Below are 12,034 nucleotides of genomic sequence, written 5' to 3' on the forward strand. Positions count from 1 at the left end.
GTTGGGCTTTTTCAATCGTGGCAGGAAAGAATGAATGATTGTTCGTGATAAAAGTAATAGCTTTAGTCTGCTGTTTGCATGGCATGGCACAATTTTGCCTAAAGTTCTGCCTGCCTTGGGGCTGGTAATTTTTCTTTCAGGCTTGCTGGTCTATCTGCGTCAGGCGCATTTTTTTAGCTTTCCTGCAGTGCCGGCCATTGGCTTTACCATCTTCGGGGTGATTCTGTCAATTTTTCTCAGCTTTCGTAACACTGCCTGTTATGACCGTTGGTGGGAAGGGCGTAAGCTGTGGGGAGCGCTGATTGCTACCACACGTCATTTATGTCGTGATAGTTACGTGCTTGATGATCAGTCACGTGAAATCCTGTTGTATCGAATGATGCTCTTTACTCATTTATTACGTGACCGTTTGAGACAGCAACAGCAAAGTATTCAGCATTACCAGACCCATACTGGTTTTGAAGTTGCTGCATTTGAACAATTGCCCACGCATATCAATGCATCACAATGGGTACTGGAACAGATCCAGAAAGATTTGGTTTTGCTCTACAAACAAGGCAAGATTACAGACATTATTTATAACAATCTGAATCAGCATACAGTGGCTTTAGGCGATATACAGGCGGGTTGTGACCGGATCCTGTCGACGCCGTTACCCTTTTCTTATTCGGTGCTGTTGCATCGTGCTGTTTATTCTTTCTGCTTTATCCTGCCATTTAGTCTGGAAGCCAGTCTTGGTTTATGGACTCCGATTCTGGTCGGCCTGATTGCCTATATGCTGTTAGGGTTAGATGAGCTGAGTGCAGAACTGGAAGAGCCTTTTGGATTTCAGGATAATGATCTGCCTTTAGACTCTATTGTGAGACTGATCGAACGTGAAACCCTGAGTTCTTTAGGACAAGAATTACCTGAAGCGATTAAAGCTAAAAAAGCTTATTTAACTTAGGTTTAAATCGATTTTATCGACAAGTTAATTATTCAATAAATCAAATGAAAGTCATCTTATTTTTAAATAGCCGTCTTAAAAACTTTAATAGCAAGAAACTAAAACCTTAACGATGTTTTAAATGATTGCCAAGATCTGGGCTATTGTTTTTAACCTGCTCATGTAGCTCACGATATTGCTCTAAACGTTGTTTGGCCTTGTCACGTAGCTTTTTCTTGATATAGAGAGCTAGAGCGAAACAGGTGGTCGTCAAGGTCAGGAAAAGGCTATTCATAAAGCTCATCATGGAGCTGATATAACCGATCGTCGTCAGGCGATTCATCATCTGAATGACTTGTGGGCTGCTTTCTACACCAGTGATTGCCCAGGTACAGAGATGTTCACAATTATTAATAATCAGGTGATAGTTATTTTCATGCATTCTGGAACGCATACGGCGAACGACTTTACGGCCTTTGTATTTTGCTGAGGCATAATACTGGATCTGAATCGGTTTGCCGTTGCTGAATTTCTCAATTGAGGTAATTTCAATTGGATGCTTCTTAAATAAATGTGCAAAACCGGAATAGTGGATGACACGACCACGCCCGGCATAAATCCCGTGATGAGTATAACCGAAATGTTTAACCATAAGATGCGCACCTATGGGAAACCGTTTAGTTCGCTGCATGTAAAGATTAAGCCATTTAATAACAAGTGTATTTTAAACAGCAAGTGTACTGTTTTTTTGTGAATTAATCGATGTTTTAGAACTTAATTCTATCCAGAATTCGTTGTCTAGACAGTCATCCTTAAATTTCTCGAACCTTATAAATGCTGTATGTGAACTGATTGGATAGATCTAAAATTATAATGTTTAAATAGCCTAAGTAAATATGAAAAGTCATTTATCTGCATATTTGAAAAGAAATAAAGATATAGGCACTTAGATTTAGATATAAGGAGTAGGTTCCATCTAATGAAGAGCAAAGAGGGATAGGCAAAAATCCAAATGATAGATATAAAAAAAGCATTGGCGTACGCAAATGCTTTTTATCAAGACCTAAGCTGCTTATTGCAGCGGCAGGTGTTGAAGTTCATTGAGTTCTTTACGGCTATAACCGCGAGAAGCTAGAACTTTTTTGATTCCGATAATGATATCTTCATCAGTTGCTTTAGACAGTGCTTCAAGGAGCTGTTCATTTGTCTTGCAAGAGCAATCATTTTCAACACAAGCAATCTGGTTCTTGTGTTCATTTTGTTGTTCATCTGAAAACAACTTCTGCCAGAAACTCATAGAGCCTTCATACACAACCTAACATAGGGTGAAATATATCCAATTTAATAAATAAAGCAATAGGACCTATGTGATAAAAGCAGCAGTCAGTATTTCAAATTTTCGATTGCAGAAGACATTTTGAACGATATTATTTGATTGAAACAAGATAATTCATGGATAAGTTACTAATTTTATGTATAAAAATGGAGCTAACAAAAGCTCCATTTATGTAACAAAAAAATAAATTGAAACAATATTTTTAGCGTTTTTCCAGCAGTACGCCTGACTCTACATGGTGGGTATAAGGGAACTGGTCGAACAGGGCAAACTTGGTAATTTTATGGGTTTGGGAAAGTTGTTTCAGATTGTCATATAATGTGTCCGGATTGCAAGAAATGTAGATGATTCGTTCAAAGCGCTGTAGCAGTTTCAGTGTTTCATCATCGATCCCTGCACGTGGGGGATCGACGAATACCGTATCGAAGTCATAAGTTGACAGGTCAATATTGGCTTCTTGCAGACGGCGGAAAGTACGTTCACCATTAAAAGCTTGCGTAAATTCTTCAGCAGATAGACGTGCTACCTGAATATTGTCGATACCGTTCTGTTCGATATTCCATTCAGCTGCATAGACAGATGACTTGGCCAATTCAGTCGCCAATGCACGACGGAAGCGGGTGGAGAGTGGCAGGGTAAAGTTACCATTGCCACAATACAGCTCTAAGAGATCTTTATCAGATTGCTGCGCGGCATTACATGCCCATTCCAGCATTTTCTGGCAGACTTGTGCATTCGGCTGGGTGAAGCTACTTTCGATCTGTTTGTACTGATATTTGCGGTCAAATACAGTGAGTTCTTCTACGACAAACTCATCGCTCAAGACAAATTTCTGGCCACGGCTACGACCAATCAGCTTGATCTTCAATTTTTCAGCCAGTGCTTTAGCTGCAGGTTCCCAGCTTTCATCCAGCTTGCGGTGATAGATCAGGGAAACCAGTACTTCACCTTTTAGTGTTGCCAGGAAATGCACTTCAAATAGGCGGTGGCCCAGAGTTGCATCGGCTTTGAAGGCTTCTAGCAATTGCGGCATTAAGTCATTAATACTGCGGTCAGCCACAGGGAACTCATCAATACGGATCACTTTCTTGTTATTGTTCTGATCACGTTCAAACATGGCATAGAACAGGTCATCTTCAGTATGCCAGATCCGGAATTCAGCACGCATGCGATAGTACTGTTCAGGCGACTCAAATACTTCAAGGGCAGGTGGTTGATATTCGGCAAATTGCGCGCTAATGCGTTCAACTTTGGCATCCAGTTGTTGCTGATAAGATGAGGTCATATGCAGTAAAAAATCGCAAATATTTTGAAAGCCAAGATGGTAGCAAAAAATTGCTGTTCTGCCTAAGACTATTCAGGGAAACAGGCTTGAAAAGCAGTTAAAAAAAGGCCAAATCTTCAAAGGGGAGAGATTTGGCCATAAGAGGAAAGGAATTAAAATAATTTAAGTACTAAAGCTGTTTATAGGCCTGACATGGTCATGAGACTGGCATTGCCACCTGCAGCTGCGGTATTGATACTGATTGCACGTTCAATCACGAAACGCTCCACTGGAATCTCATAATTTCCAGAGCTTAAATGTATGATACCTACAATAGCTCCTTGCCGTGTTGAAATGCGTTGCTGTAGATCAAGCAATGCAGAAGTCTCGCCATGATGCAGCACAGCTTCAAATTCACCCGATTCAATATCCTTGATAACTTTAATGGCCTTCACTACACTTGCGGGCATGCTTTGCAGATACTTGAGTATAAAAGTATTGTCTGCGAGTACGGCCGGGCGGCTACCAACCGATAAGATCGCCAGTAACTGTTGCATCTGATCAGCATCATTCGTTGCCAGAGATAATACACTTTCACGTGGCAAGATCATGTACTGGTTTTCTTCACCTGTTGGACCTTGTAGGCTAAAGCTGTGCCCAGTTGTGATTTTAGCCGGAGTGGTTAAGGAAATCGTTGGGAAAGTTTTATATACCCAAGCTTTAAATTCCTGTAGTAATGGATTTTCAAGCGTTGCCTGAGCAGAATTCATCGCATAAGGTTGAGCTAACTTTTTCTCGGATACCTGATGCATTAAACGGTAAATATAAAGTGGACCACCGGCTTTTGGACCAGTGCCGGATAGACCTTCACCACCAAATGGCTGTACCCCAACGACTGCACCGACAATATTACGATTAATATACAGGTTGCCGACATGTGCTTTCGAGATCACAGTCTGCATGGTTTCATCGATCCGGGTATGTAGTCCCATAGTCAGGCCATAACCCTTAGTGTTGATCTGATCTAGCAACTGTGGCAGTTGGCCAGCTTTATAGCTAATCAAATGTAACACCGGACCAAAAACTTCACGTTCCAGATCATTCAGGTTTGGCAGTTCAATTAAAGTAGGCGGAATGAAGGTGCCTTGAGCCAGTTCATAAGCATCCTGATTAAACATCAATTGATGGACTTTATGGCCTTTGCTGCGCATCTGATCAATATGCTTCTGAATGTTCTGCTGGGCTTCGGCATCAATGACCGGACCAATATCAGTTTTGAGCAGAACTGGATTGCCAACACGCAACTGCTGCATGGCACCTTTTAACATATGACGTACAGTGTCCAGATTATCTTCCTGTACACACAATACACGCAGGGCGGAACAACGCTGACCAGCACTATCATAAGCAGAGTTGACCACATCCAGCACCACCTGTTCGGTCAATGCAGATGAATCGACAATCATGGCATTCTGACCACCAGTTTCGGCAATCAGGGTCACACTTTCGCCAAACTGGTTTAACCGTTTGGCTACAGTTTTTTGCAGAATTTTTGCTACTTCGGTAGAGCCGGTAAACATGATGCCTTGAATGCGGGAGTCCTGGCTCAGCTGGGCACCAATGGTTTCACCACGGCCGGGCAACAGTTGCAATACATCTTGTGGAATGCCAGCTTCCCAGAGGATTTGTACAGCTTGGGCAGCAATTAGCGGAGTCTGCTCAGCCGGTTTGGCAATTACCGTATTGCCCGCTACTAATGCTGCAGAAATCTGGCCGGTGAAAATCGCCAGCGGAAAGTTCCAAGGGCTGATACACAGTACGGTGCCCAAAGGCTGGATATGGACATTTTCAGACAGATCTGAAATCTGGCCAGCATAATAACGCAGGAAGTCAATCGCTTCACGTACTTCAGCAATGGCATTGGCATAGGTTTTACCAGCTTCACGCGATAGCAGAACCATCAGGGGCAGCAGGCGTTGCTGCATCAGCTCGGCGGCTTTATTCAGACAGGCGGCACGTTCATTCTTTGGCAGATTGGCCCAGAAATGTTGTGCATTGGCAGCTTGGATCAGGGCAATTTCTGCCTGTTCAGTCGTTGCTTCATAAACGGTACCGACGATATCCTGATGCTGGGCTGGATTGATAACCTGTATAGCATTGCTAGTATCTAGTTCTGAAAATGCAGTACCCATCGCCGCAGCCTGGAATTGGCTATTCGCCAAGTCAGTTGCAACTTCATTTAAGGCTTGCAGGTCTGCGTCATTGGCCAGATCCAAACCAAACGAATTTGATCGTAAAGTACCATATAAATCTTTTGGATAAGGGATTTGCGGATGTTTAGCACCTAAGGCATTTTCCTGTTGAGCTGCTTTTAAAATGGTTTGACGCGGATTCTCAATTAGGTCTTCGACTTTTAAACTCTTGTCAGCAATGCGATTGACGAAAGAGGTATTCGCGCCATTTTCTAGCAAGCGACGAACCAGATAGGCCAGTAGGGTTTCATGGTTACCGACCGGCGCATAGATCCGGCATGGAACACCAAGTTTTCCAGCCGCTTTATCACCTACCACATTTTCATATAGCGGTTCACCCATGCCATGCAGACATTGGAATTCGTATTGACCGGCATAATAGCGGTCTGGATTAGCGAGCTGATAAATCGTGGCAACAGTCTGCGCATTATGTGTCGCAAATTGCGGGTAAATATAGTCCGGCTCTGCCAGTAGTTTACGTGCGCAGGCAATATAGGATAGGTCAGTATGCACTTTACGGGTAAATACCGGATAATCAGACATACCTTCGATCTGGGCTTTCTTGATCTCGCTATCCCAATACGCACCTTTCACCAGACGAATCATCAGGCGTTTCTGGCTGCGTTTAGCCAGATCAATGATGTAATCCACGACATAGAAGCAGCGTTTCTGGTAGGCCTGAATCACAAAACCAATGCCTTTCCAGTTATTGAGTTCAGGTTCAAAACACAGGCGTTCTAAAAGCTCTAAGGAAATTTCCAGACGCTCAGTTTCTTCGGCATCAATATTCAGCCCGATATTATAGTTTTTCGCCAGAACTGCCAGATTCAGGACTTTGCTATACAGTTCATCATTGACGCGATCCATTTGCGAACGCTGATAACGTGGATGCAGTGCAGACAGTTTGATAGAAATTCCCGGACCGTTATAAACATCCTTATCTGTTGATGCCTTGCCAATGGCATGAATCGCATCCTGATAATCCTGATAATAGCGTTCTGCATCCGGATCGGTCAGCGCTGCTTCACCGAGCATGTCATAAGAATATTGGAACCCTTTTTCTTCCAGACGTTCTGCATTTTTCAGGGCTTCATCAATGGTTTCGCCAGTGACAAACTGCTCACCCATCATGCGCATCGCGACATCAACTGCTTTACGGATAATGCCACGGCCACTACGTGCTAAAAGACCAGTCAATAAGCTCGACAGGCTTTTTTGCTGAGGCGTTTCCATCAGTTTTCCGGTGAGCATCAATCCCCAAGCTGCTGCATTCACAAACATCAGCTGGCTTTGACCAAGATGTTCTTTCCAGTTGCCCTGATTGATCTTGTCGCGGATCAGCAGGTCACGGGTTGCCGTATCCGGAATACGCAGCAAAGCTTCTGCCAGACACATCAAGGCAATCCCTTCCTGAGAAGAGAGCGAAAATTCCTGAAGCAGTCCTTGTACGATACCGGCTTTACCGCCTGAACCTTTACGCTCGCGCAGGGAATGTGCCAGATCAAACGCCAGGCGCTGAATTTTATCTGTCAGTTCTGAAGAAATTTCACTATGTTCCAGCAGTGTTTCCACGCATTCGGATTCGGCGCGTCGCCATGCGGTATTGATGCGCTGTTCGTATTGGTTTTTATCCTTAAATTCAGCAATGTAATTCGATTGCTTCACTGCATTCGAGTGCGAATTCGGGCGTAATGTGGTGGACATAGTGACTTCCTGTACTGCGTCAATCGGTTCTTTGAGTTGAATGAGTTTTAATCTATAATCCCAAAATAATTGATGAATATCTCACTATAGTTTGTATCATTTTTAGAGAATAATTCTAATGAATAGCCCTTATTTAAGCCTTGACCGAATAGATATTCGCATTCTTGATTTGCTGCAGTCTGAATCGAAAATTTCCAATATTAAACTGGCCGAAATGGTGAATCTATCACCGACTGCGGTACTGGCGCGTGTACAAAAACTAACCAAGGAGGGGTTTATTCTCGGTTATGAAGCGCGGCTCAATCCAATTATGCTGAATAACGGTTTTGTGGTCTTTGTCGAAATCCTGCTGGATAAAACCACACCGAATGTACTGGAAGAATTTTCCGAGGCGGTACAGCATATTCCCGATATCGTGGAATGTCATATGATCAGTGGTGGCTTCGATTTTGTGGTGAAAATCCGCTGTGCCAATATGGATGAATTTCGAAAAATCTCCGGTGATATTTTGTGGCAACTGCCAGGGGTAAAAGAAACCCGTAGTTATCCGGTCATGGAAGTGATCAAGGAAACCCAGCGGATCAAGTTGAAAATGCCGGCTAAAGCTAAGGTATAAATTCAGACAAAACAAAAGGGACATAAAGTCCCTTTTTAATTTGAAATAGAAAGATTATTTATTCATTTCAGCCATTTCTTTCTGATATTCTGCTTTTGCCAGTTCAAAACGATTGACTACATCGTGGCTTGGCGCTTTATCCAATAGACTCACAATCACAATGCTCAGCGCAGCCAGAATAAAGCCCGGGATGATCTCGTACAGACCAGTATCACCCATATAATTTTTCCAGGCAATTACGGTTACAGCACCCACCACCATGCCGACAATCGCGCCGTTGAGGGTCATGCGTTTCCAGAACAATGAGAAAATGATCAGTGGACCAAAGGCAGCACCAAAGCCAGCCCAGGCATAAGCCACCAGACCCAGAACTTTACTGTTTGGATTGATGGCCAATAAAATTGCAATCAAGGCAATCACAATCACCATGCCACGACCGACCCAGATCAGTTCTTTTTGCGACGCATTTTTACGCAGGAAGCCTTTATATAAATCTTCAGTCAGGGTGGTCGAGCAAACCAGTAACTGGCAGCTCAATGTACTCATAATCGCAGCCAGAATTGCCGCCAAGATGATACCTGCTACCCATGGATTAAACAGAATTTTAGTGAGTTCCATAAACACGGTTTCAGGATTCTGGTTCACGATTGCAGCAGCTGGCAGGTCAGGATTTGCCGCAAAATAAGCAATTCCGATATAGCCCGTAGACATCGCACCCACCAGACACAGAATCATCCAGGCCATCCCGATCCGGCGTGCAGCAGGAATGGTTTTAACCGAATCTGCCGCCATAAAGCGCACCAGAATATGTGGCTGACCAAAATAGCCTAAGCCCCAAGCTAGGCTGGAAATAATTGCCACAAAACTCAGACCTTCCAGCATATTGGATGCATGTGGACGGGCGGTTTCTAATAGAGCACCTACTTGTTGAGCATTATCACCCAATGCCAAATAGGTAATGATCGGTGTAATGAGTAGGGCAAAGATCATCAATCCTGCCTGAAACGTATCGGTCCAACTGATTGCCAGGAAGCCGCCAATACACACATATAGAATCGTAGCCACTGCACCAAGCCAGAGCGCCGTGGTGTAATCCCAGCCAAACAGGCTTTCGAACAGACGTGCACCTGCGACCATGCCGGAAGCACAGTAAATTGCAAAGAACACCAAAATCACAATGGCTGATAGTAAGCGTAAAATCCGTTTCTTATCCGCAAAACGGCTGGTGAAATAATCCGGCAGGGTCAGGGCATTGTTCTGGTACTCGGTATGCGCCCGTAGACGGCCAGCAACCAGTAACCAGTTCAGCCAGGCGCCAATAATCAGGCCAATCGCAATCCAGACTTCAGACAGGCCAGACAGATAAATGGCTCCGGGTAAACCCATCAGCAACCAGCCGCTCATATCGGAAGCACCTGCGGAAAGCGCAGTCACTACACTGCCCAGACTTCGCCCACCCAGAATATATTCATCAAAATTGGACGTCGCACGATAGGCGTATAAACCGATCCCAATCATGGCGACGATATAAAACATAAAAGTAATCAGTGTCGGGTTTAGCGAGCTCATAGGCAGAGTATCCTTAAATTTTGAACATCATCATCCGGGATGATTTTTTGAACTGCGTTTACAGGGCAGTGATTCAAACACGGTTTAAAAATTACACTCTGTAACAGTTGATCAGCTTTTATGTATATTTTGTGTAAATTAAGAATTTTCTTATAAAAATGCAGAATTAGTAGAGGGTTGTAAAACGCAAAGTTACACATGGTTTTGAAGAAAAATAGGTAATTTTAATAAACGGTTAAATTCATTGAACTTTTGTATTTTAATTACACAACTTTACAAAACTAACAACAAGCTCGAATTAGTCATATTTTGTTTCAAATCCTGCTTAAATCACTTCTATTTGTTTTTAGTGCCTCTCTTCATAGTGAAGGAACGCCATTCTGAATGGTGCATCATTGCTAAGAGTAATATGATATGGACAATATGTTGCAAATAGAATCAAGTCGAATTGAACAGGATTTATTGGGGAAAAAACAAATTCCCCAGCACAGCTATTATGGTATTCATACTTTGCGTGCGATTGAGAATTTTCAGATTTCAGGTCTGGCAGTAGGCCAGCAAGCACACTTTATTCGCGCATTGGCGCAAGTTAAAAAAGCAGCAGCACAAACGAATTTACATTTTCAGAAAATATCAGAACAACAAAGTAGTGCTATTCAACAAGCCTGTGATGAATTGATTCATCAACCTCAGGACTGGCAGGAAGCATTTCCGCTTGATCCTTATCAGGGGGGAGCCGGTACTTCTATCAATATGAATGCAAACGAGGTTATTGCAAATCGGGCGCTAGAATTGCTCGGGCATCGTAAAGGCGATTACCATATCCTGCATCCAAATGATCATGTGAATACTTCGCAATCCACCAATGATGTCTATCCCACGGCACTACGTCTAGCGACATATACACGTCTGGATGAACTGCTTCATGTGCAAAAATCGTTGATTGATACTTTATATAGCAAGGCATCAGAGTTTCAGTATGTGATCAAGATGGGGCGTACCCAGTTACAGGATGCGGTTCCAATGACCCTGGAACAGGAATTCCGTGCTTTCGCGACTCTATTAAAGGAAGACCTGAAGCTGATAGAACAAATGCGTCAGTTATTGCTGGAAGTGAATCTGGGTGCGACCGCCATTGGAACCGGCGTGAATACTCCTGATGGTTATGCCAAACATGCAGTACACACTTTAGCGAAAATTACCGGCCTGCCTTTAAAAGGCGCGGAAGATTATGTCGAAGCGACCAGCGATTGTGGTGTGTTTATTATTCTATCGAGCAGTCTGAAACGTCTGGCTGTTAAATTATCCAAGATCTGTAATGACTTGCGTCTTTTGAGTTCTGGCCCACGTACCGGTCTGGCAGAAATCCGTTTGCCAGAATTGCAGGCAGGTTCTTCTATCATGCCAGCCAAGGTCAATCCGGTCATTCCAGAAGTAGTCAATCAGATTGCATTTCGTGTGATTGGAAATGACTTGACTATAACAATGGCAGCAGAAGCAGGGCAATTACAGCTTAATGTTATGGAGCCGGTCATTGCAGTATCCTTAAATGAATCCATCCAATTATTAACTCAAGGTATGCAGACCCTACAACAAAAATGTATTGCCGGGATTCAGGCCAATGAACAGAACTGTTTAAATGCAGTGATGCGCAGTATCGGGATTATCACCTTACTGGAACCACTTTTAGGTCATGCCACTTGTGATGAAATTGGCAAGCAATGTATTCGTGAAAATAAAACTGTACCCGAAGTGGTGCTGGAACTGGGTTTGTTAAGTGAAATTCAGCTGGATGAAATTTTTGCCTTTGAAAATCTGGTTTCAGAAGTCCCAATGATGAATCAATGGGAACAGGTATCCTGAAAGTTTAAGGATGAGCCGAATATAGATTTGTGCTGATTTTAACCATTTGCCTCAAATCCCGTCTGTGGGTTTGGGGCATTTTCATCTAGACTATATCGATGACACAATGAATTGAGTGCATAGCATGTTTGATAAAATCAGCAACTTATTTAAATCAAATAAACCTGATCCGGCTCAGATTTTTCTGGAAGAGAATCATATCCAATATGTAGAAGGGATCGGCTATATTGTGGATGGGATTAATTTAAATGAGGAGCTGGGCGAGCGGCTGGAATATTTGTCTAACCGACGCATGAAAACTTTTGATGATTTAAAAGCGCTATATTCAACTGCAATGATCATTAATGAAAAAATTGATCTGGAAATTGCCAATCAGCGTTTTAATGCAAGATTAGGCAATACTGAAGAAAACCTGCTGCAATTCAAAGCAATTGTGAAAAAGTTGAATGACTATTATCGTAACTTTTTACGTGATAAAAAATAACTGAATCATAGGCTGATTTTA

Annotated in this window: 9 protein-coding genes; 4 read left to right on the forward strand and 5 right to left on the reverse strand. The window is 43.0% G+C overall.

The annotated features are described in order from the left end of the window. Window positions 1–34 precede the first annotated feature (34 nt). Complete coding sequence (locus tag FTV34_RS01200) at window positions 35–946, forward strand: bestrophin family protein (protein ID WP_180003192.1); 912 nt, start codon at window positions 35–37, stop codon at window positions 944–946. A gap of 106 nt (window positions 947–1,052) precedes the next feature. Here FTV34_RS01200 and FTV34_RS01205 read toward each other — a convergent pair whose 3' ends face one another. The 4 genes from FTV34_RS01205 to putA form a co-directional block, all read right to left on the reverse strand. After that, the gene (locus FTV34_RS01205; RefSeq protein ID WP_125278319.1) at window positions 1,053–1,616 is read right to left on the reverse strand and encodes a lecithin retinol acyltransferase family protein; all 564 of its coding nucleotides are present in this window, start codon (window positions 1,614–1,616) and stop codon (window positions 1,053–1,055) included. A 381-nt stretch (window positions 1,617–1,997) separates the two neighbouring features. Continuing rightward, window positions 1,998–2,222, reverse strand: coding sequence for a hypothetical protein (locus FTV34_RS01210; RefSeq protein WP_004786091.1), 225 nt, complete (start codon window positions 2,220–2,222; stop codon window positions 1,998–2,000). A gap of 241 nt (window positions 2,223–2,463) precedes the next feature. Then, a complete protein-coding gene (gene trmA, locus FTV34_RS01215; RefSeq protein WP_180068520.1) occupies window positions 2,464–3,546 on the reverse strand; it encodes a tRNA (uridine(54)-C5)-methyltransferase TrmA in 1,083 nt (360 codons plus the stop codon). Between the two features lie 179 nt (window positions 3,547–3,725). Next, window positions 3,726–7,481, reverse strand: a complete 3,756-nt coding sequence (putA, locus tag FTV34_RS01220) for a trifunctional transcriptional regulator/proline dehydrogenase/L-glutamate gamma-semialdehyde dehydrogenase (RefSeq protein WP_180068522.1) — start codon at window positions 7,479–7,481, stop codon at window positions 3,726–3,728. A 118-nt stretch (window positions 7,482–7,599) separates the two neighbouring features. On the opposite strand from putA, the gene FTV34_RS01225 reads away from it, so the two are divergent. Continuing rightward, window positions 7,600–8,097, forward strand: coding sequence for an Lrp/AsnC ligand binding domain-containing protein (locus tag FTV34_RS01225; RefSeq protein ID WP_180068525.1), 498 nt, complete (start codon window positions 7,600–7,602; stop codon window positions 8,095–8,097). Between the two features lie 54 nt (window positions 8,098–8,151). Here the strand turns inward: FTV34_RS01225 and putP are convergent, their stop codons facing one another. After that, window positions 8,152–9,666, reverse strand: coding sequence for a sodium/proline symporter PutP (gene putP / locus FTV34_RS01230; protein WP_180068527.1), 1,515 nt, complete (start codon window positions 9,664–9,666; stop codon window positions 8,152–8,154). Between the two features lie 414 nt (window positions 9,667–10,080). Here putP and aspA point away from each other — a divergent pair, with 414 nt between their 5' ends. Together aspA and FTV34_RS01240 are read left to right on the forward strand one after the other, a co-directional pair. Further along, a complete protein-coding gene (aspA, locus tag FTV34_RS01235) occupies window positions 10,081–11,529 on the forward strand; it encodes an aspartate ammonia-lyase (RefSeq protein ID WP_180068529.1) in 1,449 nt (482 codons plus the stop codon). A 124-nt stretch (window positions 11,530–11,653) separates the two neighbouring features. Next, window positions 11,654–12,013 carry a hypothetical protein gene (locus FTV34_RS01240; RefSeq protein ID WP_034702570.1) on the forward strand — a complete coding sequence of 120 codons (360 nt, stop codon included), beginning with the start codon at window positions 11,654–11,656 and terminating at the stop codon, window positions 12,011–12,013. Window positions 12,014–12,034: the final 21 nt, after the last annotated feature.

It is taken from the genome of Acinetobacter sp. YH16038 (assembly GCF_013417275.1).
Lineage (GTDB): Bacteria > Pseudomonadota > Gammaproteobacteria > Pseudomonadales > Moraxellaceae > Acinetobacter.

Coding starts and splice junctions, on each gene's coding strand:
- FTV34_RS01200 (WP_180003192.1), top strand. CDS start 35: ATGATTGTTCGTGATAAAAGTAATAGCTTTAGTCTGCTGTTTGCATGG.
- FTV34_RS01205 (WP_125278319.1), bottom strand. CDS start 1,616: ATGCAGCGAACTAAACGGTTTCCCATAGGTGCGCATCTTATGGTTAAA.
- FTV34_RS01210 (WP_004786091.1), bottom strand. CDS start 2,222: ATGAGTTTCTGGCAGAAGTTGTTTTCAGATGAACAACAAAATGAACAC.
- trmA (WP_180068520.1), bottom strand. CDS start 3,546: ATGACCTCATCTTATCAGCAACAACTGGATGCCAAAGTTGAACGCATT.
- putA (WP_180068522.1), bottom strand. CDS start 7,481: ATGTCCACCACATTACGCCCGAATTCGCACTCGAATGCAGTGAAGCAA.
- FTV34_RS01225 (WP_180068525.1), top strand. CDS start 7,600: ATGAATAGCCCTTATTTAAGCCTTGACCGAATAGATATTCGCATTCTT.
- putP (WP_180068527.1), bottom strand. CDS start 9,666: ATGAGCTCGCTAAACCCGACACTGATTACTTTTATGTTTTATATCGTC.
- aspA (WP_180068529.1), top strand. CDS start 10,081: ATGGACAATATGTTGCAAATAGAATCAAGTCGAATTGAACAGGATTTA.
- FTV34_RS01240 (WP_034702570.1), top strand. CDS start 11,654: ATGTTTGATAAAATCAGCAACTTATTTAAATCAAATAAACCTGATCCG.